Raw genomic sequence first — 25326 nt, 5'->3', positions numbered from 1 at the left:
TCGCCCTGCGCGGTCGTTCCTGCGATCTCGAGCGCTAGATGATGCCGTCCGTCAGGTGGTTCGGTGTCCCGAAGCGGTGCGCCGTGATGCTGATGGCCTGCTCCTGCAGGAACGGCAGCAGCTCCACCCGCCCCGACTCGGTGACCGGCTGGGCGTAGACCGCCAGATCGGGGCGCCCACCGGTCGCCTCGGCGAGCGGCCCGGTGTCCTGGCCGATGAGCCTGATCCGGCGCACGTCCAGGGTCGCGGCGCGCACCAGCCAGGCGTCGTCGTCCTCGATGGTCAGGGACTCGGTCCGCGCCGCCAGGACGGGCAGGAGGGCAGCCGGGAGCTCCACCCCGCTCGAGACGGCGACGGCGGCGCCGGTCGCTCCGGCGGCGAGCAGCACGCGCACCAGCTCGGTGACGGACGCGCCGGCCGCGAGCCGGACGGTCACCGGGTGCGGCAGGTAGCGGAAGAGATTCCGCTCGGCGGAGAGCGCCGAGGCGTCCTTCACCCGCCCGAACTCACCCTTCCAGGCCGCGGCGTCGGACGCGGCGGAACGCTCCAGGCGCGCGACGTCGGCGGCGGACAGCCCCGCGGAGCGCGCGGCCTCCAGCAGGGGCGCGACGGCGGGGAGGGGAGCCTCCTGCGCCGTCGACTCCCTCGACGACCAGGCCCCGAGACCCACGAGGTAATTGGGTCCGCCGGCCTTCGTCCCGGCGCCGACGGCGGACTTCTTCCAGCCCCCGAACGGCTGCCGCTGGACGATCGCCCCCGTGATGCCCCGATTGACGTACAGATTGCCCGCCTGCACGCCGTCGAGCCAGGCGGCGATCTCCGCGCTGTCGAGCGAGTGGATGCCGGAGGTCAGACCGTAGGCGATGTCGTTCTGCAGGGCGATGGCCTCCTCCAGCGTCCGCGCGGTCATGACGCCCAGGATCGGCCCGAAGTACTCGGTGAGGTGGTACGTGGAGCCGCGCTTCACGCCCCGGCGGACGCCCGGGCTCCACAGCCGCCCGGTGTCGTCGAGCCGCTGCGGTTCGAGCACCCAGGACTCGCCCTCGCCGAGCGTGGTGAGCCCGTCGAGGAGCTTGCCCGCGGCCGGTTCCACCACGGGACCCATCTGCGTGGTCGGGTCCTCGGGGTAGCCGACCTTCAGCGAGGAGACCGCGTCGACGAGCTGGTTGCGGAACCGCTGCGATGTCGCGACACTGCCGACGAGGATCACGAGCGACGCCGCGGAGCACTTCTGCCCCGCGTGCCCGAAGGCGGACTGCGCCACGTCCTTCGCCGCCAGGTCCAGGTCGGCGCTCGGGGTGACGATCACGGCGTTCTTGCCGGAGGTCTCCGCGAGCAGCGGCAGATCGGTGCGGAACGACCGGAACAGCTCGGCGGTCTCGTACCCGCCGGTGAGGATCACGCGGTCCACGCGGGGATCGGAGATGAGCCGGCGGCCCAGGTCGCGCTCCTCCAGGTGGACGAGGCGCAGCACCTCCCGCGGCACCCCCGCCTCCCAGAGCGCGTTCACCATGACGGACCCGCAGCGGCGCGCCTGGCCGGCGGGCTTGATGATGACGGCGGATCCGGCAGCCAGCGCGGAGAGGGTGGACCCGGCCGGGATGGCGACCGGGAAGTTCCAGGGCGGCGTGACCACGGTCAACGTCACGGGGCGGTAGGAGGCGCCATCGACGTCGTCGAGCTCACGGGCGCGCTCCGCGTAGTAGTGGGCGAAGTCCACGGCCTCGGAGATCTCGGGGTCTGCCTGGTCCAGCGTCTTGCCCGTCTCGGCCCCCATGACCTCCATGAGATCGGCCCGGTGCGCCTCGAGCGCCTCACCGGCGCGATGCAGGACGGCGGCACGCTGGGCGCCGGTCATGGACCCCCAGGAGCCGGCGGCGGCGACCGCCCCGGCGATCGTCTCCTCGAGCTCGTCCGCGCCGCGGAGGGTCGCGGATGCCACGAGGTCCTCGCCCAACCGGGAGGTGGGGATGCGATCGAGGATGGCCCTGCCCCAGGCCCGGTTCGCCGGGAGGGAGGGATCCGTGTCGGGGGTGTTCTCGAAACCGCTCGGCCCATGCGCGGGTGCGGTGCCCGAGCGGTCCTGGTGGCGGTTCCGCGGCGGGATCGAGGTGTCGAGTTCCGCGAGCGAGGCCAGGAAGCGCTCCTTCTCGCGGTCGAAGAGGGTCTCGTCGTCGGAGAGTTCGAAGACCGCCGACATGAAGTTGTCCTGGCTCGCCCCCTCCTCGAGACGCCGGATCAGATAGGCGATGGCGACGTCGAACTCGCTCGGGTGGACCACCGGCGTGTACAGCAGGAGGGAGCCGACGTCGCGCCGCACGGCCTCCGCCTGCCCCTGCGCCATGCCCAGGAGCATCTCGAACTCGATCCCGTGGCGGACGCCGCGCTCGCCGGCCAGGAGCCAGGCGAAGGCGAGATCGAACAGGTTGTGGCCCGCCACGCCCACGCGCACGTTGTCGATGTGGGCGGGCTGCAGCGCGTAGTTGAGGACGCGCTTGTAGTGCGTGTCCGAGTCCTGCTTCGATCCCCAGGTGGCGAGCGGCCAGTCGTGGAGGGATGCCTCCACCTGCTCCATGGGCAGATTGGCGCCCTTGACCACGCGGACCTTGATGCTCGCCCCGCCCGCCGCTCGCCGGGCGGCGGCCCACTCCTGGAGGCGGATCATGGCGGAGAGGGAGTCGGGCAGGTAGGCCTGGAGGACGATGCCGGCTTCGAGGTGCAGGAACTCGGGCCGGTCGAGGATCGCCGTGAAGACGGCGACGGTGAGATCGAGGTCCTTGTACTCCTCCATGTCCAGGTTGATGAACTTGGCCTTCTCGGACCGCGCAGCGAGCGCGTAGAGCGGTGCCAGCTTCTCGGCCACGTGGCCCACGGCCTCGTCGAAGGCCCAGGCCGGGTGGGGGGCCACGGTGGAGGAGACCTTGATGGAGACGTAGTCGACGTCGGGCCGCTCGAGCAGCCGCACCGTGCCCTCGAGCCGCCGGTCGGCCTCGTGCTCGCCGAGGACGGCCTCGCCGAGCAGGTTGATGTTGAGTCGGACGTCGTCGCGCCTGATCCTGCTGATGGACCGGCCGAGGGTGGCGTCGGAGGCGTCGATGATGAGGTGCCCCACCATCTCCCGCAGTACACGCCGGGCGATGGGGATGACGATCCGTGGCAGGACCGGGGCGACGACGGCCCCCAGCTTCACGGCGGAGCGCACGTACCAGGGGAGGAATCCGGGGACCTGCGGGGCGATGGCGCCGAGATTGCGAGCGGCCACCGAGAGGTCCTCGGGCCGGATGACGCCGTCGACGAAGCCCACCGTGAAGGCGAGCCCGCCCGGATCCTTCAGCACGCCGGCGAGCTGCTTCGCGGACGCGTCCACGGGGATCTTCGAGGCCTCGGTGAGCCAGCGCCGGACGAGGGCGATGGAGTCCTCCGGCAGCGTCGCCGGGATCTCGGTGGTGCCCCCGGGGCCGGGGGAGAACCGGGCATCGGCGTCGTGGTCAGGGGTGTGGCCCTCGGACGATGCGGTGGACGCCCGGGTGGGGGCGGTGCCCTGGCGGGCGGGGAGCTGGGTTGTCATGGCAACGGCCTTCGGTCGGACGGCTCTCGCCGCGCACAGAATGAAGCAGCTACTTCCCTCCCATTGTGGGCCGCGCCGTACCATGGGGAAAAGCGACGAATACCGAACAGTATTCGTCGGCGAACCTGACGGATAGAGGTGGTCATGCTGGACCTGCGCCGCCTGCGGCTGCTGCGGGAGCTGAAGCTGCGGGGCACGCTCGCCGATGTCGCCGCGGCCCTCAACTACAGTCCGTCGTCGGTGTCCCAGCAGCTCGCCCTGCTGGAGAAGGAGGTCGGGGTCCAGCTGCTGCGCAGGAGTGGGCGTCGCGTGGTCCTCACGCCCCAGGCCGAGGTGCTCGTGACGCACACCGAGGAGCTGCTCGAGACGCTCGAGCGCGCGGAGGCCACCCTCGCCGCGTCTTCGACCACCGTGGCGGGGACGGTGCGGATGGCGGTCTTCCAGTCGGCCGCCCTCGCGCTCATGCCCGACGCCCTCACCGCGATCAGCCGTGAGTATCCCGAGGTGCGGGTGGAGATGGTGCAGCGCGAGCCGGAGACCGCGCTGCACGCGACCTTCGCCCGCGACTTCGACCTCGTGGTCGCCGAGCAGTACCCGGGGCATGCGGCCCCCCGTCATCCAGAGCTCGACCACGTGCCGCTGACCGAGGACGCCATCGGGCTCGCGGTCCCGCCCGACGGCGCACAGTACGCCGGGATCTCCTCGGTCGCCGGCGCCGCGGCAGCGGCCTGGGTCATGGAACCGCGGGGAGCGGCCTCACGCCACTGGGCCGAGCAGGCGTGCCGCCGCGCCGGGTTCGAGCCCGACGTCCGCTACGAGACCGCGGATCTGCAGGCCCAGGTCAGGCTCATCGCCTCGGGCAACGCCGTGGCCCTCATGCCGGATCTCGTCTGGGCGGCGCGCGACATCCCGGTCCGGCTCGTGGATCTCGACGGATCGCCCCGGCGCACCGTCTTCACCTCCGCGCGGCGGGCGGGCGCCGCACGTCCCGCCATCCGGTCCGTCCGCGAGGTGCTGAAGGCCGTCGCCGCGGGGGTGCGGCGCCCGGTGGGCTGAGCCGGGCCCTTTGCCCGGCCACCCGGTTTCTCCCGGCTCCGGCCCACTCCTAAGGTTGAGGTATGTCCGTCCACCCCACGCAGACCGAACCCACCTCCGCGCCCGTCGGCGTCGAGCGGGTCGCGGAGACCGTGCTGCCCACGAAGTACGGGGTCTTCCGCATGCTCGGGTACCGGGACAGCGGGGGGACCGAGCACGTGGCGCTCGTGCGCGGGGACGACGACGGCGGCGTGGCGCCCCTGGTCCGGGTGCACAGCGAGTGCCTCACCGGGGATGCCTTCGGTTCCTGGCGCTGTGACTGCGGGGAACAGCTGGACGCAGCGCTCGCAGCGATCTCGCTGGAGGAGCGCGGCGTGGTGGTCTACGTGCGCGGACACGAGGGGCGGGGTATCGGTCTGCTCGCGAAGCTGAAGGCCTATGCGCTGCAGGACCAGGGGGTGGACACCGTGGACGCCAACACCGAGCTCGGCCTGCCCGTGGACGCCCGGAGGTACGACCAGGCGGCGGGGATCCTCCGCGACCTGGGCATCGGGGCCATCCGGCTGCTGTCCGGGAACCCGGCCAAGGAGGAGGCGCTGGAGGCGCTGGGTATCGCCGTCGTCGAGCGGAGGGGCCTGGCGGTGTCGGAGCGCACGGAGAACGCACGCTACCTGCGGACCAAGCGGGCCCGGATGCGCCACGATGCGGTCGGGCCCGACGTCTGGGCGAGCCTGCTCGACGGCGTCGTGCCGGATCTGCCGGAGGACGACCTCGTGCGCCGCTACGGGTATCTCGCCGCGGCGTCGGGGCCGATCGTCGTCGGCCATGCCCGCCAGAGCCTCGACGGGTTCGTCGCTCCGCGGCCGCACGCCCCGGCGCTCCCGCAGGACCCCAGCGACGAAGGACACGTACAGCGCCTGCGCGCCCTCGCGGACGCCGTGGTGGTCGGCGCCTCGACGCTGTCCGCCGAGGACGACGCCCTGACCGTCGACGAGGTGCCCGGGGACAATCCGGTGCGGGTGGTGTTCGATGCCGCCGGGGTGCTCCCCGTGGACAGCAGCGTCCTGACCGACGACGCCGCTCCCACGCTCTGGCTCGTGGCGCAGCACGTGGAGGTCCCCTCCACCCTGGCCGCCTCGGTGGAGGTGGTCAGACTGCCCACCGGCGCCACGGATCCGGCACCTGTTCTCGATCTCCTGCTTCGGCGGGGCCTGGACAGGGTGCTCGTGGAGGGTGGCGGCGCCACCGTGTCGGGCTTCCTCGAGGCCGGCTTGCTGGACCGGCTGTACTGCACCACCGTGCCGGTCCTGATCGGGGACGGCATCCCCGGCCTGCGGTTCTCCGGCGCCCACGCGCCCGTGCAGATACGCACGGCGCCCGTCCGGCGGTTCGTGCTGGGGCACGACACGTGCTCGGAGTTCGATCTCGACGTGTCGCAGTAGGTGCCGAGGTAACCTCCCGGCGGGTCGGAAGCGTTCGATCCCACTGTTCGGGTGCCGTCGCTGGGATCGAGGGCTGCTCGGTCGGCGTCGAACCCTCGACCCCACTTATCGGGTCCCATCGCTGGGGATGAGCGGTCATTCCCAGCGTGCGGCGGTGAGAAGTGGGATTGAGGACTGCTCCGCCGGCGTCGTGGAGTTCGATCCCACTGCTCGGGTGCCTCTGGTGGGATTGAGGGCTGTTCCGCTGGCGTCGAGCCTAGGATCCCACTGCTCGAGTGCCACCGGCGGGATCGAGCGGTCGTTCCCAACGTGCGGGGGCGAGCAGTGGGCTTGAGGGCTGCTCGGTCGGCGTCGAGCCCTGGATCCCACTCATCGGGTTGCATCGCTGAGGATGAGCGGTCATTCCCGCCGTGCGGCGGTGAGGAGCGGGATTGGGGGGTGCTCGGTCGGCGTCGCAGAGTTCGATCCCACAGCAGCGGTGCCTGTGGTGGGATCGAAGGTTGCTCGGTCGGCGTCGAACCCTCGATCCCACTGCTCGGGTGCCGTCGCTGGGATCGAGCGGTCATCCCCACCGTGCGGCGGTGAGAAGTGGGATTGAGGACCACTCAGCCGGCGTCGAGCCCTGAATCCCACTCATCAGGTTCCGTCACTGGGAATGAGCGGTCATTCCCAGCGTGCGCGGGTGAGAAGTGGGATCGAGGACCACTCCGCCGACGTCGGGGCGTTCGATCCCACTCATCGGATTCCATCACTGGGAATGAGTGCTGCTCAGTCGGCGTCGAGTCCTGGATCCCACTCATCGGGTGCCATCGCTGGGGATGAGCGGTCGTTCCCAGCGTGCGGCGGTGAGGAGTGGGATTGAGGGGTGCTTCGCCGGCGTCGTGGAGTTCGATCCCACTCATCGAGTCCCATCACTGGGGTCGAGCGGTCGTTCCCAGCGTGCGGGGGCGAGCAGTGAGATCGAGGGGTTCGTCGCCACTGCCGACAACCGGTCGTGCCCAGTATGCCGCACCGAGAAGTGGGCCCGAGGGCTGCCCCACTGTGGGCAAACGCAAAATCCCAATCCTCCCGCCGCGTCGATGGGAGCGATCGATCGCTCCCATCGGACCGGCCGGAAGAGTGGGATGGGCGTACGCCCTCAGGGACGGATCAGGAGTCCCCGCCGACCCGCTTGCTCTTGCCCTGCAACCGGTCGATGTGTTCCGACGCCTCGGCCTTGTTGATGTCGGCGGGGATCTCCTCGCCCGCCTCCCTCGCCAGGGTGTCGAGGTAGCTCCGCTGCGCGTCGGTCATGGGCTCGTCACCGGTGACCCAGTCCGAGGGATCCCGCTCGAAGCCGCCCTCGGGCTCGGAGTTCGGACTTCCCAGTGTGTCTGCCATGTCGATTCCTTCTGTCGTAGCCAGCCTGAGCCCTCATTGTAGTGACTGCCACCCCCGGAAAAGTCGGGAGGTCCCGGCGCGGATCAGCCGCCGAACAGGGGTAGGGGAGCCCCGCTCACGCCGGGCTCGACGGCGAACAGCGCGCCCGCGCTGGGTTCGGACCCCTGCGGGATGTTCTCCTGCGTGGTCGTGACGTACAGCGTGGACAGATCCTCGCCGCCGAACGCGCAGGCCGTGACATTGGTGGTCGGAAGCGGGATGTGCTCGGAGAGTCGTCCGGCGGCGTCGTACCGTGCGATGGCGCCCCCGCCGTACAGGGCAGTCCAGATGCCCCCTTCGGCGTCGATGGCCATGCCGTCGGGCATACCGAGGGCCTGCTCGACGACGGCGAAGGTGCGGCGGTCCGTGAACCGGCCGCTGCCGACGTCGTACGCGAGTGCGTCGATGCGCCCCGTGGGGGTGTCGCTGTAGAAGGCCGTATCACCGGAGGGCGAGAAGTGCAGCCCGTTGGAGACCGTGACGCCCGTCAGGACCGTGGAGACCGCGTGGTCGGTGCCGAGGCTGTAGAGGGCTCCGGCTCCGAAGCCGCCCTCCCAGCCCATCGAGCCGCAGAGGAAGCGCCCGGCGGTGTCGCAGCCGCCGTCGTTCATCCGCTCCGCGCTGTCGGTGAAGGCTTCCGGGCCCTGTTCGAGGACCGTCAGAGTGTGGTCGGCGAACACGAAACCGCGCTCCACCCCAATCACGTAGCCGCCCGATACCCGACCGCGAACCACGCCTGCGAGCCGCGGGTGCACATCATGGCGGTCGATGCTCCCGTCCTCGTGCCTGACCAGGACGTCGCCCTCGGTCATGTCGACCAGCAGGAGCTCGCCGCGACGCGGGTCCCAGTAGGGGCCCTCTCCGTGGAAGGTGATGACGTCGGAGATCTGCTGGGCTTTCATGGTGCCTCCTGGTATCGGCTCGGTGCGGTCGGTCGGATCAGTCGGAGGGCGGCGGGATGGCCTCGGAGAGGCCCACGCAGGCGCGGGTCTGCTCCACACGGGAGACGGCGGCGCCGAGCTCCACGAGCACCGTGCTGGAGGCGACCTGCTCGGGGTCGAAGAGCACCTCGACGGCGGGGTCCCGCCCGTAGGTGGTCGCGGTCCAGGCCGGGTCGCCCTCCCGCAGCACCCAGTCGACGTCGTTCACGGTGACGCAGGGATCGGTGGTGGGTCCCGGCACTCCGACGCCGCAGCGCAGTACCACCTGCGACGGATCGCCCCATGCGGATGTCGCCTGGCTGTCGGTGTTTCTCTGCTCGTGCTCGGCGACCACGGGAGGCAGGGCGATCATGACGTCGGCGCAGTGCGGATCGGCGGCGTCGGCGGCCGGGTCGACGCTCACGGTCCCGGCGCATCCGGAGAGGGCCAGTACCAGCACGACGGCGGGAAGGCGGCGGCGGAGTGCTCGGGACGGGACAGGCATGGTTCAACCCTAGAGGAGTCGGCGTCGCCGTCGTCCCCGCTGTCCGGGAGTCGCAGCGGGCTAACGGATCTGCGGGAGCGACCGATCGTACCGTGCAGTGAACCGGAGGCCTCCGGCACCGCCCTGTCCCCGCGGTCATGGGCGCACCACAACCAAGTCCGCGGCCGTCGCCGAGCCCGAGAGTCCGAACGAGGATCCATGCCCACCCCCCACTCACGCCGTACCCGCCTCGCTGTCCAGGTGGCTCTCGCGACAGGTCTTCTCGCCGGCTCAGCGGTCGCCACCCCGGCGTTCGCCGTCCCCGCGCAGGCCGTGCCCGGCCAGCTCTCGCCGGCGCTGGTCACCCAGCCCCGGCCCCAGGTGATCGAGCAACCCCAGCCCGGCGGGACGTTCGTCGAACCGGCGCCCCAGATCACCGACCCGATGGCGACGGCGGGTATCGATCCGGTGACCGGCTTCGCCGTCAACGCACGCACCGGCTTCCTCGTGCACCCGCCCACCGGCTATCTGATCGAGCCGCACACCGGAAACCTGGTCTACGCGGACACGCTCATCTACACCAACCTCCGGTACGTCGCGGAGACGGGGGAGGTCGTGGAGATCCCGGGTGAGAATGCGGCGCCGCGCCCGGAGCCCGAGAGCACGCCGACGCCCGCTGCGCCGAGCGAGCCCGCTCCGAGCGAGAGCGCTGCAGCGGAGCCGACCAAGTCACCGAGCGCGGTCGAGACCACCGTCACCATCGAACCCACAGCCCCTGCCACGGAGCCCGCGAGCACCCCGACAGCCTCCGCTCCCGCGGCAGCGGCGTCCATGGCATCCCAGAGCGCCACGCCCAGCTCGTCCGCCCGGAGCAGTGAGCCGGTGGCGATGGCCGGCGTGCGCGCCTCGTCCCTGGCCCCCGTGGCGTGGATCGGTGCCGGCCTCGTGGCGCTGGGAGTCGCGATCGTCGTCGTCCTTGCGGTGCGGCGGCGCGGACAGCACCAGGCCTGACAAGCGCCGGTCCTGTTCGAGAGGTCGGATTCGTGCCGGCCTACCGTCAGGTCGAGGACCGCACGGCGGGCCGGTCGATCCGACGGTACAGTGCACCACGTGAAGAATCTCCTGGTGACCGGCGGCGCCGGGTTCATCGGCTCCAACTTCGTCCACCACCTGATGGCACACACCGACGTGTCCGTGACGGTGCTCGACAAGCTGACCTACGCCGGCAGCCGGGCGTCCCTCGCGGACCTGCCCCCGGAGCGCGTGGAGCTGGTGATCGGGGACATCGCCGATGCCGACGTCGTCGATCCGCTGGTGGAGCGCGCGGACGCGATCGTCCACTATGCGGCGGAGTCGCACAACGACAACTCCCTGCACGACCCGCGGCCGTTCCTCGACACGAACATCATCGGCACGTACACCCTGCTGGAGGCGGCCCGCCGGTACGGCACGCGTCTCCACCACATCAGCACCGACGAGGTCTACGGTGACCTCGAGCTGGACGACCCCGAGCGTTTCACCGAGAGCACGCCCTACAACCCCTCTAGCCCCTACTCGTCGACCAAGGCCGCGTCCGATCTCCTCGTCCGCGCCTGGGTGCGGTCCTTCGGGGTCCGGGCCACCATCAGCAACTGCTCCAACAACTACGGCCCGTACCAGCACGTGGAGAAGTTCATCCCGCGCCAGATCACCAATGTGCTCGACGGCGTCCGCCCCAGGCTCTACGGCGAGGGACGGAACGTGCGTGACTGGATCCACGCCGACGACCACTCCTCCGCCGTGTGGGCCATCCTGACCCGGGGCGAGCTGGGGCAGACCTATCTGATCGGGGCCGACGGCGAGCGGAACAACAGGGAGGTCGTCGAGCTGATCCTCACCGAGATGGGCCAGGCCGCCGACGCCTACGATCGCGTGGTCGACCGCGCCGGTCACGACCTGCGCTACGCGATCGACTCGACCCGGCTCCGCACGGAACTCGACTGGGCGCCTCGCTTCGGGCACTTCGAGCAGGGGTTGCGCACCACGATCGCGTGGTACCGGGACAACGAAGCCTGGTGGCGGCCGCAGAAGGCAGCGACCGAGTCCAGGTACACCGAGTCGGGGCAGTAGCGCATGGCCCCCGAGTTCTCGAAGCCCCTCTCCACACGCGAGACCCCGATCCCCGGCGTCGTGCTGCTGGACCTGCCCGTCCACGGCGACAACCGTGGGTGGTTCAAGGAGAACTGGCAGCGGGAGAAGATGACCGCCGCCGGTCTTCCCGACTTCGGTCCGGTGCAGAACAACATCTCCTTCAACGGGACGAGAGGCACCACGCGCGGTATCCACGCCGAACCGTGGGACAAGTTCGTCTCGGTGGCCACCGGCCGCGTCTTCGGCGCGTGGGTGGATCTGCGGGAGGGTCCGTCCTTCGGGGCGGTCTTCACCGCCGAACTGGACCCGTCGACGGCGATCTTCGTCCCGAGGGGCGTCGGCAACGCCTTCCAGACGCTCGAGGACGCGACGGCGTACACCTATCTCGTCAACGACCACTGGTCGGCCGACGCACAGGACCAGTACGTGTTCCTCAATCTCGCCGACGAGACCGCAGCCGTCGAGTGGCCCATCCCGCTCGACGGTGCCGAGGTGTCGGACAAGGACCGCACTCACCCGCGACTGACGGACATCGAGCCGGTTCCGGCGCGGAAGACGCTCGTCGTCGGCGCCGACGGGCGGCTCGGGAGAGCCCTGCGCACGGCGCTCGCGGATCAGCCGTCCGTCGAGTTCGCCGGCCGCCCCGAGCTCGACCTGCTCCACCCGGACCTCGAGCACGCCCGGCCGTGGGCCGACTACAGCACCGTCATCAACGCCGCCGCCTACACCGCGGTAGACGCAGCGGAGACCCCGGAGGGACGCGCCGCCGCGTGGGCCGTCAATGTCGCAGGGGTCGCAGCGCTCGCCCGGGTGGCGACGGCGCACCGGCTGACGCTGGTCCACCTCTCCAGCGACTACGTGTTCGACGGTTCCCGCGAGACCCACGACGAGAGTGAGCCCTTCAGCCCGCTGGGTGTGTACGGCCAGACGAAGGCGGCCGGTGACGCCGTGGTCGCCACGGTACCCCGCCACTACATCCTGCGCACCAGCTGGGTGATCGGCGACGGCGGCAACTTCGTGCGGACGATGGTGGAGCTTGCGGCACGGGGAATCTCCCCGGCCGTGGTGGACGACCAGATCGGCCGCCTCACGTTCACCGAGGACCTTGCGGCGGCCATCACACACCTGGTGGACACCGGGGCTCCCTTCGGGACGTACAACGTCTCGAACGACGGCGAGCCACAGAGCTGGGCCGCCATCGCCGCGGACGTGTATGCCCTCTGCGGCCGTGATCGTGCCGACGTCGCGCCCGTCAGCACCGAGGAGTACGTCGCGGGCAAGGAGGCCGCGCCGCGCCCTCGTCGGAGCACGCTCGATCTCCGGAAGCTGAGGGCGACCGGATTCGCGCCTCCACCCGCGGCGCAGCGGCTGGCCGACTGTGTGCAGGCGCTGACGGCCGAGGCCCGGCCTGCTGCCGTGGAGGGGACCGCGACTCCCCAGGCGGATCCGGCCGACCGAGCGGGAGCACGCTAGTCCTATGCGCGGCATCATTCTCGCCGGGGGGACCGGCTCCCGGCTGCACCCCATCACCCAGGGGATCAGCAAGCAGCTCGTCCCGGTGTACGACAAGCCGATGATCTACTATCCGCTGTCCACACTCATTCTCGCGGGGATCCGCGAGATCCTCATCATCACGACGCCGCACGACGCCGGGCAGTTCCGCCGGCTGCTCGGCGACGGCGGGAGGTTCGGGGTGGAGCTGTCGTACGTCGTCCAGCCGGCGCCGGAGGGGCTCGCCCAGGCGTTCGTCCTCGGTGCGGACCACATCGGCACCGATACCGTGGCGCTGATCCTCGGCGACAACATCTTCTACGGGCACGGGATGGGAACCCAGCTGCGGCGGTTCGAGGATGTGGACGGAGGAGCGATCTTCGGCTATCAGGTGGCCGATCCGTCGGCCTACGGGGTCGTCGAGTTCGACGAGTCGGGCACCGTGATCTCGCTCGAGGAGAAGCCGGCGGCACCCCGCAGCAGATATGCCGTTCCGGGTCTCTACTTCTACGACAACGACGTGGTCTCCATCGCGCAGAACCTCACACCGTCGGCCCGGGGCGAGCTGGAGATCACCGATGTGAATCGCGAATATCTGGCCAGGGGCAGGCTCCACGTGGAGATCCTCCCCCGGGGGACGGCATGGCTGGATACCGGCACCGTGGATTCCCTGAACGATGCCTCGACCTTCGTCCGGACGGTGGAGCATCGGCAGGGACTCAAGATCGGCGCCCCCGAGGAGGTCGCCTGGAGGCAGGGCTTCCTGACCGATGCAGAGCTCGAAGCGATCGCGGCTCCTCTGGTCAAGAGCGGATACGGCGCCTATCTGCTCTCGCTGCTCGACGGCGGTGAGCGAGCGCCCGCCCGTCCCGACCGGACCGCCCGTCGGTAGACAGACCGTGGATGCACCACGTACCCGGCTGCGGGTCGAGGCCGTCACGTCGACCGGTTGCGCTGTAGCGTAGCCCTGTGTCCCGGATGTCCACTGCTGCCACTGAGTCCGCCTCCGCTCGGGAGCGCCGGGTGGGAGAGCTGACCGAGGGTGAGCTCCTGGCACGGATCTTTCCCCTTCTTCCCCTGTCGGACACTGTTCTCCTCGGCCCGGGCGACGACGCCGCCATCGTCGCCGCACCCGACGGCCGGACCGTCATCAGCATGGACACCCTCGTGGAGGACCACGACTTCCGGCTGGTTCGTCCGAACGGCCACCGCACCACCGGGTACGACGTCGGCTGGAAGTCGGCGGCGCAGAATTTGAGCGACATCAACGCCATGGGAGGCACCGCGACGTCGCTGGTCGTCAGTCTGACCCTCCCGCCGCAGACACCGGTCGCCTGGGTGGAGGACTGCGCCCGGGGACTGGCCGCCGCCATCGAAGGATTGGGTGCGATCGGCTGCTGCGTGGTCGGCGGGGACCTCGGCGCCGGCACGCAGCTCGTCGTCACCGCCGCCGTCACCGGAACCCTCGATGGACGCTCGCCCGTGCTGCGCTCCGGCGCGCGAGCAGGGCACACGATTGCCGTCGCGGGCACGCTCGGACGGGCCGCCGCCGGCCTGGCCATCCTCGAGGACGGCCGCACCCTGACGGACTTCGGACCGAGCGGCGAGGAGCTCGTCGCTGCGCAGCTCCGCCCGCAGCCACCCCTGGCCGCCGGTCCGGCCGCCGCGCTGGCCGGGGCGAGCGCGATGCTCGACGTCTCCGACGGCCTCATCCGCGATGCGGGGCGGATCGCGACGGCGAGCGGTGTGGGGCTCGACCTCGACCCGGAGGCGCTGCGGCGGTACGCCGAACCGCTCGAGGGGGCCGCCGCGCTCCTGGGCGTGGAGGCGATGGACTGGGTGCTCGGCGGGGGAGAGGATCACGGGCTGCTGGCCACATTTCCCCCGGATCGTCCGCTGCCGCCCGGGTTCGCTGCGGTAGGCTCGGTGAAGCCCGGCCGACCGCTGGTGACACTGGCGTCACGGGAGACAGCTCTCCGGGGATGGGATCATTTTGCAGACTAAGGTCACGGCCAACGCTGTGGCGATGAGGCGCTGGTTGACCAGGGCCGAGGAGTCCCTCGGCAATCACAGCGACCGCCTGAACGCCATCAACATCTTTCCCGTGGCCGACGGCGACACTGGCACGAATCTCTATCTGACGGTTCGCGCGGCCGCCCTGGCCGCCACGCACACCGAAACCTCCGATCTCGGGGAGCTACTCACCATCGCGGGGCGTGCGGCCCTCGAGGACGCCCGCGGCAATTCCGGCACCCTCTTCGCGGTCTTCCTGACGGCGTTCGCAGAACCACTCGGCGGAGCCTCACGCCTGACCGGCGGTCTCCTCGCCGCGGCGCTGCACCGGGCGCAGATCCGGAGCTGGTCGGCCCTGAGCGATCCGGTACCGGGCACCATGCTCTCGGTCCTCGAGGCGTGCTCGCACGGCGCCGGCGAGGCAGCCGCGGGTCATGCGGGGGACGACAGCAACCAGGTGCTCGCGGAGACCCTGACAATGGCGGTGCAGCATGCCCTGCAGGCCGTGGTGCAGACGGAGAGCCAGCTCGGAGCCCTCGCGGACGCACAGGTGGTCGACGCCGGGGGAGTGGGCTTCCTGCTGGTCCTCGACGCGCTCCGCGCAGCCGCCCTGGGCGAGGAGCTGGACAGCGAGCTCATCGACGGCCTCCACGGCTACGGCATCCAGTCCCCGCACATCCACGCGGGCAACGACACCGACGGCGTCGAGGTCATGTGCACCATCGAACTCAGTCCGCTGGATGCCGCAACCCTGCGTCTGCACCTCGACGAGCTCGGGGACTCGGTCATCATGAGCGCCGTTTCCGAGACCGAGGAGGGGTACCGCTGGCGGGTCCACGCCCACGTGCCGGATGCAGGACCGGCACTCGCCCTCATTAACGAGGCCGGCACGCCGGTGAACATCAGCGTGACCCAGCTCGCCACGGCAGCAGGAGCCGGGGCCGGTGACACCTGACACCACGCGGTCCGCCGTCTCGGACCTCGATGCATCGCTCGACCGCCATCTCGGTCCGGTGGCCAAGCTGTTCGCCAAGCACTTCGACATCCACACCGTGGGCCAGCTTCTGAACCACTTCCCCCGCACCTATCTCCGGCGCGGCGAGCTCACCCCGATCGACGAGGTCCCGGTTGACGAGGACGTCACCCTGATCGCGCGCGTCCAGTCCTCCAACTCCCGCAGGATGCACACGCGCAAGGGCATGCTGCTGGAAGTGGTCATCACCGACGACGCCGACGGGGGGCTCGGTGGTATGAATCTGACCTTCTTCAACGGCTACGGTGCCGAGCGCGAGTTGCGCCCCGGTGTGCGGGCCATGTTCTCCGGCAAGGTGACGGTCTATCGCGGCAAGCTCTCGCTCACCAACCCCCGGTACGCCCTGCTCGACGACGACGACGATCCGGAGCGCGTGAACCGCCCCATCCCCGTCTACCCCGCGGTCGACAAACTGGGCACGGAGCGCATCGCCGTCGCCGTCGGAACCATCCTCGACACCCTGCGACTCTCCGAGCTCGACGATCCCGTGCCGGCCCCGGTGGCACGCCGCGACAAGCTGATGAGCCTCGCGAACGCCTACGAGCTGATCCACCGTCCCCGCGAGGTCGAGGACGCCTACCGCGCCCAGCACCGCTTCCGCTACCAGGAGGCCCTCGTGCTGCAGTCGGCCCTGGCCCGACGCCGGGCACTCACCGCGCGCGAGGAGGCCACGGCACGCATCCCGCGCCCGGGGGGCCTGCTGGACCAGTTCGACACCCGCCTGCCCTTCACCCTCACGCAGGGGCAGCGCGAGGTGGGGCAGCAGCTCGGCGAGGACCTGGCCCAGGATCACCCGATGAACCGGTTGCTGCAGGGCGAGGTGGGCTCGGGCAAGACCCTCGTGGCCCTGCGCGCCATGCTGCAGGTGATCGACGCCGGGGGCCAGGCGGCGCTGTTGGCCCCCACCGAGGTGCTCGCCGCCCAGCACCTGCGGTCCATCACCACCACCCTCGGGCCCCTCGCCGAGGCCGGCATGCTCGGCGGGTCCACGGACGGCACGCGGGTGGTCCTGCTCACCGGATCCATGACCACCGCGCAGCGGAAGAGGTCGCTTCTCGACGCGGCGTCGGGCGAGGCGGGGATCGTGATCGGCACGCACGCCCTGCTCTCCGACAACGTGCAGTTCTTCGACCTCGGACTGATCGTGGTGGACGAGCAGCACCGCTTCGGCGTGGAGCAGCGGGACTCGCTGCGGACCAAGGCGCGCACCTCGCCCCACGTGCTGGTCATGACGGCGACGCCGATCCCGCGCACCGTGGCCATGACCGTCTTCGGCGACCTCGAGACCTCCACGCTGTCCGAGCTGCCCGCGGGCCGCGCGCCCATCACCACCCACGAGGTGGGCCTGACCGAGCACCCCGCGTGGATCGACCGCATCTGGTCCCGCGCCCGAGAGGAGATCGACGCCGGACGCCAGGTGTACGTGGTGTGCCCCAAGATCGGCGACGACGTGAGGAACGACGACGACGCCCCGGGAGTCCTCTACGGTGAGCCTCCGCCGGATCCGAAGGCCGAGGCACGGCAGGAACTCACCGGTGTGGTGGGGCTCCTCGAGTCCCTCGCCGGAGTGCCGCAGCTCCAGGGCGTGACGAGCGCGATGCTGCACGGACGACTGGACCCGCAGGAGAAGGCGGACGTCATGACGCGGTTCGCCGAGGGCAACGTGCAGCTGCTGGTCGCGACCACGGTGATCGAGGTGGGCGTCGATGTTCCGAACGCGACGCTCATGGTCATCATGGACGCCGACCGGTTCGGGATCTCCCAGCTCCACCAGCTGCGGGGGAGGATCGGCAGGGGCGGGCACGCCGGGACCTGCCTCCTGGTGACGAAGCTCGAGCCCGGGCATCCGAGCCGGGAACGCCTGGCCGCCGTCGCCGCGACGACGGACGGCTTCGAACTCTCCCAGAAGGACCTGGAGCTCCGCCGCGAGGGAGACATCCTGGGTGCCTCGCAGTCTGGCGGTCGCTCCGCATTGCGCTTCCTGAAGATCTCCCAGCACGGCGCCGTCATCGAGAAGGCCCGCACGGATGCGCAGGAGATCGTCCTCGCCGATCCGGAACTGCACGACTATCCCGGGCTGGCGCTGGCGATCGAGCTGTATCTGAATCCGGAGAAGGAAGCGTTCCTCGAACGCGGATGACCCGCGCTGTATTCCGCAGATGAGGTTGTATCGTTTCCCCCATGACGCAGATACGGATATCCGACGCGGCGCGCTACCTGAGCGTCAGTGACGACACCGTCCGCCGCTGGATCGACGCCGGTGCGCTCGCGGGAACGAAGGACGCCTCCGGGAGGACCACCGTCGACACCCTCGACCTCGCCGGTCTGGCCCGGAAGAACGCCGTCCTGCCGGGGGACCCCTCGCAGATCGGCCGGTCCGCCCGCAACAGGTTCGTCGGGATCGTCACGGATGTCGTGGCGGACACGGTCATGGCTCAGGTGGAACTCCAGTGCGGCCCGCACCGCGTGGTGTCCCTGATGAGCAGCGAAGCGGTGCGCGAGCTCGGCCTGGTGCCGGGGTCCATCGCGATCGCCGTGGTGAAGGCGACCACCGTCATCATCGAGACCCCCGAGGAGAAGAACTGATCATGATCCGGATGCGTCTCCTCACGCGGGGGCGGCGGCTCCTGCTCCTGCCGGCCGCCGTGCTCGTGGTCCTGGGCGTCTCGGCCTGCGGCGCGGACGGGGCTCCGGGCGACGACGCCACCGGCGACTCGGATGGGGGGAGCATCACCGTCTTCGCCGCGGCGTCGCTCAAGGAACCCTTCACGGCGCTGGCGGAGCAGTTCGAGGACGCCCACCCGGGTGCGGAGGTGACCCTGAACTTCGCCGGCTCCTCGGACCTCGCCACGCAGCTCGTGGAGGGCGCCCCCGCCGATGTCTTCGCCTCCGCCGACGAGTCCACCATGGAGAGCGTGCGACGCGCGGAGCTGCTCGACGGCGAGCCGATCACCTTCGCGACGAACACCCTGCAGCTCGCCGTCCCACCGGACAACCCGGCCGGCATCGCCTCGCTCGACGACGCCGCGCGGCCCGGCGTGAAGACGGTGGTGTGCGCCGTGCAGGTGCCCTGCGGGGCCGCGGCGGCGCGCGTCGAGGAGGCCACCGACGTCGAGCTGACCCCGGTGAGCGAGGAGTCCTCCGTGACGGACGTCCTGGGGAAGGTCTCCTCGGGCGAGGCCGACGCGGGGCTCGTCTACGTCACCGATGTGCGGGCCGCCGGTGAAGCCGTGCTGGGGATCGCGCTACCGGAGGCGGCCGACGTCGTGAACTCGTACCCCATCGCAGCGCTGACCGGCTCACAGGAGTCCGGGGCGGCTCGCGACTTCGTCGACTTCGTGGTGGGCGACGACGGCCGCGCCGTGCTGGAGGCAGCAGGCTTCGGTGCGCCCTGAGCCCGGTCGCGGTCTCCTGAGCTGGTCCGCGCGATGGAGCTGACCGCGGTCCGGCTGCCCCGCTGGGTCCTGGTGCTGGCCGCGGTGGGAGCCCTGTTCGTGGTGCTTCCGCTCGTGGCGATGGCCCTGCGCGTCGACTGGCCGCACTTCGTCCCCCTGGTGACCTCCGAGAGCGCCCGGGCCGCCCTGCTGCTCAGTCTGCGTACCTCGCTCGCGGCGACCGCGCTCTGCGTGGTCTTCGGCGTCCCGATGGCCCTGGTCCTCGCCCGCACGAGCTTCCGGGGCCAGCGCATCCTGCGCTCCCTGGTCCTCCTGCCCCTGGTCCTTCCGCCGGTGGTGGGCGGTATCGCCCTCCTCTACACCTTCGGGCGGCGCGGCCTGCTCGGTGGGACGCTGGAGACGCTCGGGGTCGACATCGCCTTCTCCACCACGGCCGTGGTGCTGTCGCAGGCATTTGTGGCCCTGCCCTTCCTGGTGCTCAGCCTCGAGGGAGCACTGCGGACGGTCGGCACACGCTACGAGGCCGTCGGGGCCACACTCGGCGCAAGCCGCTGGACGGTGCTGCGCCGGGTCACCCTGCCGCTCGTCCTGCCGGCCCTGGTCTCCGGAGCCGTCCTCTCCTTCGCCCGGGCGCTCGGGGAGTTCGGCGCCACGCTGACCTTCGCCGGGAGCCTCGAGGGGACCACCCGCACCCTCCCGCTCGAGATCTACCTGCAGCGTGAGACCGATCCCGACGCCGCCGTCGCCCTGTCCCTCATCCTCGTGGTCGTCGCCATCCTCGTGGTCGGCGCAGCCCACCGGGTGCGGCCGCTCGGGGGCCCCGCCACGGCACGCCCGCCGGCACCAGCGGTCCGGCGAGCCGCAGGTGCCCCCTGATGGGGCTGAGCTTCGCCGCGACGTTCGCGGAGCGGAACCTCGACGTGAGTTTCGAGATGCGCACGGGGGAGACCCTCGCCGTCCTCGGACCCAATGGAGCCGGCAAGTCAACCGTGCTGTCGCTGCTCGCCGGTCTGCTGACCCCGACCACCGGTTGCGCGGAGCTCGACGGCGCCGTCCTGTTCGACGTCGGCGGGTCCGGCCGGACGCTGACCGAGCCGCGGGAGCGCGGGATCTCCCTCCTGGCGCAGGACGCCCTCCTGTTCCCGCACCTGTCGGCGCTCGAGAACGTGGCGTTCGGACCGAGGAGCCGGGGGGTACCCCGGACGGCGGCGCGGGCCGCGGCTCACAAGTGGCTCGAGCGCGTAGGGGTCGCGGAACTTGCCCACCGCCGCCCGCACCAGCTCTCCGGCGGGCAGGCGCAGCGCGTCGCCCTGGCACGCGCACTCGCGGTGGAGCCGTCGCTGCTCCTGCTCGACGAACCACTCGCAGCCCTCGACGTGAGCGTCACCCCGGCCATGCGGCTGCTGCTGCGGGAGGTACTGCAGGAGCGCACCGCCGTGATCGTCACGCACGATCCGCTCGACGCCTTCCTCCTCGCGGACCGGGTCCTGGTCCTGGAGGGCGGAAGGATCGTGGAGTCCGGCCCCACGGCCGAGGTGCTCACCCGACCCGTCACGGCCTTCGGGGCGCGGCTGGCCGGTCTCAATCTGGTGCAGGGTCGGCGGACGCGCACGGGGTTCGCCGGAGGGAACGGGATCGAGGTACCACTCGCTGATCGCCTTCCGGAGGGAACCGCCCTGGTCCTCGCCGTGCGGCCGGCGGCGATCGGCGTCTCGCTCTCGGGCCACCCCGGCGCCGATGCGGCAGTCGTGAGCGCGGAGATCGACGACGTCGAGCACCGCGGAGACCTGGTACGGATCCACGCGGCAGGCCTGGCCGCCGACGTCGCACCGGCAGACGCCGTCGCCCACGGACTGGTTCCCGGACTCGCCGTCGACCTCCGCATCCGGCACGGCGACGTGACCGTCTATCCGACCCGGCGGGAAGAGCAGGAGTCCGGTCGGAGCACGGCCGGGAGTGGACGCTAGAGTCGAAGCATGACGCGCATCATCGCCGGAGCCGCGGGAGGCTCCACCCTCGCAGGCGTCGACGGGACGGCGACGCGTCCCACCACGGACCGCGTCAAGGAGGCACTGTTCTCCCGCCTCGAGTCCTACGGCATCCTGCACGGAGCCCATGTGCTCGATCTCTACGCCGGATCCGGCGCGCTCGGCATCGAGAGCGTGAGCCGCGGGGCCGCGACGGTGGACCTCGTGGAGTCCGCGGACCGCGCGGCGGCCGTGGCGCAGCGCAACGCGGACCTGGTGAACCGGGTGCTGGGGTGGACTGCGGCCCGCGTGCACCGCTCGAAGGTGGAGACCTATCTGGCGCGGGTGGCGCCGGAGCTCACCTGGGACCTCGTCCTCATGGACCCCCCGTACACCGTGGACGGGCACGAGGTGACCAGTGTCCTCACCGCTCTCCGGGGCAGACTCTCCGAGGGCGCCGTCGTCGTGGTGGAGCGCTCCACGCGCTCGCCGGAACCGCAGTGGCCGGAGGGGCTGGAACGCTTCTCCGACAGGAAGTACGGGGAGACGCGGCTCTGGTTCCTGGAGCCTGCGGCAGGCTGACGGTCCCGTGCCGTAATGCTCGGTCCGGCGTCGCCGTGCGGCAGCCGTGGGCTATCAGGCACCATCCGTCGCCGATCACACGGAGGGAGCGGTGCCGGCTGACCGGCACCGCTCCCTCCGTTCTTCCGTGCTGTGGACCCGGGTTACGCGGTGCGGCGCGTGCGGAGCAGGGCGACGACGCCGGCGACGAGTCCGAGCAGGCCGGCCACCAGACCGATCCAGCCCACGGCGGACGCGGAATCGTCGTCGCTGGTGGACGCTGTCTGCTCCGTGTCGGCGGCCTCGGCCGGTGCCGTGGCCTCGGCGGTCTCAGCCGCCTCCCCGGTCGCCTCGGGAGCTGCTCCGCCGTGGGAGTCCTCGCCCTCGGCCGCTGCGGTGGTGACGAACGACGGCGCCGGCTTGTCGGGCTCCGCCTCGCCCTCGACGGTCTCGTCGTCCCACTCGACCACCTCGCCGTCCGTGTAGGACTGGGTGGCAGGCAACATCACCGTGGTACCTGCCTCGGGCAGCTGGCCCACGGAGATGGAGAAGGTCTGGTACTGCTGCGGGGCGATCTCCGAGCCCTCCTCGGCCGTCCAGCGGACGGACAGGGGAGCCTCGGTGAGTGTTGCGCCGTCCGCCGTCGTGACCGGTTCCGGCAGCTCGCCGGTGACCACCTCGGCGTCCCAGCCCTCGATCGGCTTCACGCGGACGGAGGTGAAGGGCTGTTCGGTGGGCAGCTGCACCTCCAGGGTGGTGGTGCTGGCGGTGTCCGATTCGTTGGGGACGCTGAACGTGAGCTGCGCGTAGCCGTTCTCGGTGGTCGATGTCGGTGCAACGCTCACGTGGGCGTTGGCGGCGCCGAGACCGAAGGCCATCAGGGTCGCGGTGGTGAGGACGACGGCGCCGGTGGTGCGGGCGCGCCGGGGTGTGGAGGAGGTCATGGAAGTACCTTTCAGGGTGCGCTCACGCCTGCATCGAGGCATGGCGTGGAGCGCCGGGGGAAGGGGGTGGGTCATGCTGCGGTCTGGAGCCCGCCTGCCCCGTTCTCCGGGATCAGATCAGGCCAAGGGCTTCCTGGAAGCGCGGCGGACCACGCAGGGTCGGCACGGCGGAGTGCACGGACAGCGGGGTGACCGGGGACGCCACGTTCCGGAGGAGCGGCTCGCGCCGGACCGGGGCGAACGGCACGTGGAGGGGAAGCGTCAGGAGCGGGCGGATCCAGGCGGCGAGCAGCGCCAGCGCCTTGTCGCTCCGTGAGACGGCGAAAGCCAGGATCACGGTGGCGAGTCCGTGCAGCAGGAGCATCACTGGGCTGCCTTCGGCGCCGCCGAGCGGGTTTTCGGCGGACGGGGCGCAGGCGAGCTCGAAGGCCGCGTGGTGGCCGGGTGCGGCGACCGAGCTTTGGCATGCGGACGGAAGGGCCGTCAGCGCGAACAGGTGGTGCAGCAGGACCTGGCCGGTACCCATGGTGAGGACGGCGGCCCGGAACGAGACGGTGCGCCGGGTCAGCAGCATGGTCGGCAGCAGGAGGAGGACCCCGAACAGCAGGATCACCGCCGGCGCCGGCAGGTGGCCGGAGGCGAGGACATGCGAGGCGGAGGAGACCGAGAGGATCACGGCGACGAGCAGGAGGGAGCGGAGGTAGCGCTTACCTACCACGGCCTGCTCCTTTCCGTCGTCGTCACGCGGGGTGATCGATATACACCGGACCCACTCCCAAGCCTAGGGCCATCGGGTCGCGTTCCGCGCCCACCGGTGCCGTGGCGCCAGGAAGGATTCACCGTAGTGCTGCGTCCTCGAAGGCGGCGAGCTCCAAGCCCACCAGCACCGCGGCCGGGTGGGGACCGGCGGCGAGCAACGCCGTCGTCCAGGTATCCGGCCAGGGGCTCCGCCGCGCGGCGACGATGACGTTCCCGGCCTGCCCGCCGTCCACCATCGCGGCCTCCGTGAGGACGGCGGTCGCCGGTGCCAGGGACGAGAGCTGGCGGGCCTGTGCGCGGGCGAAGTCCAGCGGCGGGTCGTCGCCCACATTCACGAGGACCACGCCGTCCTCCGCGCAGATCCGCAGGAGGTGCCCGGCGAAATCGGGCGACGTGAGATGCGCCGGTGCGTCGGCTCCGGCGAAGATGTCGAGCACGACGACGTCGAACGCTCCGTCCGCCTCCTCGAGGACGACGTCGGCCGCGTCTCCGGCAACGATCTCGCAGGCCGTGCCGTGGGGCAGCGGCACGGCGTCGAGCACGAAGTCGAGCAGCTCGGCATCGACATCGACCGCCGTCTGCCGGGACCCCGGACGGGTCGCCTGGACGTAGCGCACGAGGGTCAGTGCCCCGGCACCCAGATGCAGTACACGCAAGGGGGCCCCGGCGGGTCCGAGCAGATCGATCACGTGGGCGATCCGCTGCAGGTACTCGTAGAAGATCCGCTCCGGATGCAGCACGTCGACGTGGGACTGCTGTGCGCCGCCGATGCTCAGGATCAGGGCCCCGTCGATGAACGCGTCCTCGTCGAGCTCCGCATACGCACCGGTCGCGGGGAGCCATCGGGTGGGGACCTCGAACGGCCCGTCGTGCTCGGGCCGCGGGGGCGTACTCACAGGCGGTCCCGCAGACTCGCGAGGCGGTGCGCCGCCTCCTCGATCACGTCGAACTTCTTGCAGAACGCGAACCGGAGCAGGGAGCCGGTGCGTCGGGCGCCGTCGTCGTGGCAGAACGCCGCGACCGGGATGGCCGCGATGCCGATCAGGGCGGGAAGCCGCCGCGCGAGGTCGGTGGCGTCGTCGAGCCCGAGGGGCGCCGCATCGGCCAGAGCGAAGAACGTGCCCTTCGGGGTGAACACCTCGAAGCCGGCGGCGCGCAGGCCCTCACCGAGCAGATTACGCTTCTTCCGCAGGGTCGCGGCAGCGGTGCTGAAGAACTCGTCCGGCAGGCCGAGGCCGAGCGCGACGGCGCCCTGGAACGGGGTGCCGGAGGTGTACGTGAGGAAGGTCTTGACGGTGCGGACCTGCGCCACGAGGTCCGCCGGGCCGCTGAGCCAGCCCACCTTCCAGCCCGTGATCGAGAACGTCTTGCCGGCCGATGAGATGCTCAGGGTCCGCGCTCTCGCGCCGGGGAGCGAGGCGATGGGGATGTGCTTCGCCTCGAAGACGAGGTGCTCGTACACCTCGTCCGTGACGATGAGGGCGTCGTACCGCTCCGCGAGGCGGACGATCAGCTCCAGGGACTGCCGGGAGAAGACGCTGCCCGTGGGATTGTGCGGATTGTTGACGACGATGATGCGCGTCCGCTCGGAGAACGCGGCCTCGAGGCTCGCCGCGTCCGGTTGGAAGCCCGGCGCCAGGAGAGGTGCGGTGGTGTGCGTGGCACCCGAGAGGCCGATGGTCGCGCCGTAGGAGTCGTAGAACGGCTCGAACGTGAGCACTTCGTCGCCCGGTCCTGCAAAGGCGAGGATCGACGCGGCGATCCCCTCGGTGGCGCCGGTGGTGACGATCACTTCGGTCTGCGGATCCACCTCGAGGCCGTAGAAGCGTGCCTGGTGGGCGGCGACGGCGTTGCGCAGCACGGCGAGACCCTGACCGGGGGCGTACTGATTGGCACCGGACGCGATGGCGGCGCGGGCGGCGTCGAGGATCTCCTGCGGTCCGTCCTCGTCGGGGAAGCCCTGGCCGAGGTTGATCGCCGAGTGCTGCTGCGCGAGCGCGGTGACCTCCTCGAAGATGGTGAGCCCCAGCCGGCCGTCGTCGCCCAGCAGGTTCGCACCGAGTGCCGTCCTGGCCCAGGGCGCCCTGGTGCTCGAGCTCGTGGGGTGCGCGTCAGTGGTCATGCCACCAGTATCGCCGTTCCCGCAGTCCGAGCGGCAACGTCAC

The 25326-nt window shown here is 70.9% G+C and carries 22 protein-coding genes; 14 read left to right on the top strand and 8 right to left on the bottom strand.

Features of this window, described 5'->3' with window-relative positions:
- Positions 1 to 34 precede the first annotated feature (34 nt).
- Entirely contained in the window at positions 35 to 3568 is a 3534-nt protein-coding gene (locus Q0747_RS00945) for a bifunctional proline dehydrogenase/L-glutamate gamma-semialdehyde dehydrogenase (protein WP_298251390.1), read from the bottom strand.
- 144 nt (positions 3569 to 3712) lie between these two features.
- Between Q0747_RS00945 and Q0747_RS00940 the strand changes: the two genes are divergently transcribed.
- Complete coding sequence (locus Q0747_RS00940) at positions 3713 to 4624, top strand: LysR family transcriptional regulator (protein ID WP_298251389.1); 912 nt, start codon at positions 3713 to 3715, stop codon at positions 4622 to 4624.
- Positions 4625 to 4686: 62 nt separating this feature from the next.
- Positions 4687 to 6045 (top strand): GTP cyclohydrolase II, encoded by a 1359-nt coding sequence (gene ribA / locus Q0747_RS00935; RefSeq protein ID WP_298251388.1) that lies wholly within the window; start codon positions 4687 to 4689, stop codon positions 6043 to 6045.
- Positions 6046 to 7194: 1149 nt separating this feature from the next.
- Here the strand turns inward: ribA and Q0747_RS00930 are convergent.
- The 3 genes from Q0747_RS00930 to Q0747_RS00920 form a co-directional block, all read right to left on the bottom strand.
- Positions 7195 to 7425 carry a DUF3072 domain-containing protein gene (locus Q0747_RS00930; protein WP_298251387.1) on the bottom strand — a complete coding sequence of 77 codons (231 nt, stop codon included), beginning with the start codon at positions 7423 to 7425 and terminating at the stop codon, positions 7195 to 7197.
- 83 nt (positions 7426 to 7508) lie between these two features.
- Positions 7509 to 8366: an SMP-30/gluconolactonase/LRE family protein gene (locus Q0747_RS00925; RefSeq protein ID WP_298251386.1), complete on the bottom strand. Its 858-nt coding sequence runs from the start codon at positions 8364 to 8366 to the stop codon at positions 7509 to 7511.
- 37 nt (positions 8367 to 8403) lie between these two features.
- The gene (locus Q0747_RS00920) at positions 8404 to 8889 is read right to left on the bottom strand and encodes a DUF3515 family protein (RefSeq protein WP_298251385.1); all 486 of its coding nucleotides are present in this window, start codon (positions 8887 to 8889) and stop codon (positions 8404 to 8406) included.
- A 198-nt stretch (positions 8890 to 9087) separates the two neighbouring features.
- On the opposite strand from Q0747_RS00920, the gene Q0747_RS00915 reads away from it, so the two are divergent.
- From Q0747_RS00915 to rsmD, 12 genes are all read left to right on the top strand, one after another.
- On the top strand, positions 9088 to 9879 hold the full coding sequence (locus Q0747_RS00915; protein WP_298251384.1) for a hypothetical protein: 792 nt from the start codon (positions 9088 to 9090) through the stop codon (positions 9877 to 9879).
- Between the two features lie 99 nt (positions 9880 to 9978).
- A complete protein-coding gene (gene rfbB, locus Q0747_RS00910; protein WP_298251383.1) occupies positions 9979 to 10977 on the top strand; it encodes a dTDP-glucose 4,6-dehydratase in 999 nt (332 codons plus the stop codon).
- 3 nt (positions 10978 to 10980) lie between these two features.
- Entirely contained in the window at positions 10981 to 12471 is a 1491-nt protein-coding gene (locus Q0747_RS00905; RefSeq protein WP_298251382.1) for a bifunctional dTDP-4-dehydrorhamnose 3,5-epimerase family protein/NAD(P)-dependent oxidoreductase, read from the top strand.
- 4 nt (positions 12472 to 12475) lie between these two features.
- Positions 12476 to 13381 (top strand): glucose-1-phosphate thymidylyltransferase RfbA, encoded by a 906-nt coding sequence (gene rfbA, locus Q0747_RS00900; protein WP_298251381.1) that lies wholly within the window; start codon positions 12476 to 12478, stop codon positions 13379 to 13381.
- Positions 13382 to 13467: 86 nt separating this feature from the next.
- The gene (locus Q0747_RS00895; protein WP_298251742.1) at positions 13468 to 14493 is read left to right on the top strand and encodes a thiamine-phosphate kinase; all 1026 of its coding nucleotides are present in this window, start codon (positions 13468 to 13470) and stop codon (positions 14491 to 14493) included.
- A gap of 22 nt (positions 14494 to 14515) precedes the next feature.
- Positions 14516 to 15457, top strand: coding sequence for a DAK2 domain-containing protein (locus tag Q0747_RS00890; protein WP_298251380.1), 942 nt, complete (start codon positions 14516 to 14518; stop codon positions 15455 to 15457).
- Positions 15447 to 17675 carry an ATP-dependent DNA helicase RecG gene (locus Q0747_RS00885; protein ID WP_298251379.1) on the top strand — a complete coding sequence of 743 codons (2229 nt, stop codon included), beginning with the start codon at positions 15447 to 15449 and terminating at the stop codon, positions 17673 to 17675. The genes Q0747_RS00890 and Q0747_RS00885 overlap by 11 nt, the downstream gene beginning before the upstream one ends.
- A gap of 41 nt (positions 17676 to 17716) precedes the next feature.
- Positions 17717 to 18121 (top strand): molybdopterin-binding protein, encoded by a 405-nt coding sequence (locus tag Q0747_RS00880; RefSeq protein WP_298251378.1) that lies wholly within the window; start codon positions 17717 to 17719, stop codon positions 18119 to 18121.
- Positions 18122 to 18123: 2 nt separating this feature from the next.
- Positions 18124 to 18930, top strand: coding sequence for a molybdate ABC transporter substrate-binding protein (gene modA / locus Q0747_RS00875; RefSeq protein ID WP_298251377.1), 807 nt, complete (start codon positions 18124 to 18126; stop codon positions 18928 to 18930).
- Positions 18931 to 18963: 33 nt separating this feature from the next.
- A complete protein-coding gene (locus tag Q0747_RS00870) occupies positions 18964 to 19806 on the top strand; it encodes an ABC transporter permease (protein WP_298251376.1) in 843 nt (280 codons plus the stop codon).
- Entirely contained in the window at positions 19806 to 20897 is a 1092-nt protein-coding gene (locus Q0747_RS00865) for a sulfate/molybdate ABC transporter ATP-binding protein (protein ID WP_298251375.1), read from the top strand. Before Q0747_RS00870 ends, Q0747_RS00865 begins: the two co-directional genes overlap by 1 nt.
- Before the next feature lie 9 nt (positions 20898 to 20906).
- A complete protein-coding gene (gene rsmD, locus Q0747_RS00860) occupies positions 20907 to 21479 on the top strand; it encodes a 16S rRNA (guanine(966)-N(2))-methyltransferase RsmD (RefSeq protein ID WP_298251374.1) in 573 nt (190 codons plus the stop codon).
- Between the two features lie 143 nt (positions 21480 to 21622).
- Here rsmD and Q0747_RS00855 read toward each other — a convergent pair whose 3' ends face one another.
- The 4 genes from Q0747_RS00855 to Q0747_RS00840 all read right to left on the bottom strand — a co-directional run bounded on the left by Q0747_RS00855 (position 21623) and on the right by Q0747_RS00840 (position 25283).
- The gene (locus Q0747_RS00855) at positions 21623 to 22402 is read right to left on the bottom strand and encodes a YcnI family protein (protein ID WP_298251373.1); all 780 of its coding nucleotides are present in this window, start codon (positions 22400 to 22402) and stop codon (positions 21623 to 21625) included.
- A 112-nt stretch (positions 22403 to 22514) separates the two neighbouring features.
- On the bottom strand, positions 22515 to 23120 hold the full coding sequence (locus Q0747_RS00850; protein WP_298251372.1) for a hypothetical protein: 606 nt from the start codon (positions 23118 to 23120) through the stop codon (positions 22515 to 22517).
- Positions 23121 to 23238: 118 nt separating this feature from the next.
- Positions 23239 to 24057: a spermidine synthase gene (locus Q0747_RS00845; protein WP_298251371.1), complete on the bottom strand. Its 819-nt coding sequence runs from the start codon at positions 24055 to 24057 to the stop codon at positions 23239 to 23241.
- Positions 24054 to 25283 (bottom strand): aminotransferase class I/II-fold pyridoxal phosphate-dependent enzyme, encoded by a 1230-nt coding sequence (locus tag Q0747_RS00840; RefSeq protein WP_298251370.1) that lies wholly within the window; start codon positions 25281 to 25283, stop codon positions 24054 to 24056. The genes Q0747_RS00845 and Q0747_RS00840 overlap by 4 nt, the downstream gene beginning before the upstream one ends.
- Between the last annotated feature and the right edge of the window lie 43 nt (positions 25284 to 25326).

The sequence above is a fragment of the uncultured Arthrobacter sp. genome (assembly GCF_947493765.1).
Taxonomy (GTDB): Bacteria; Actinomycetota; Actinomycetes; order Actinomycetales; family Micrococcaceae; genus Arthrobacter_D.
The sequence above is the reverse complement of the archived record's forward strand: the minus strand, read 5'-3'. Positions and strand labels throughout refer to the sequence as shown.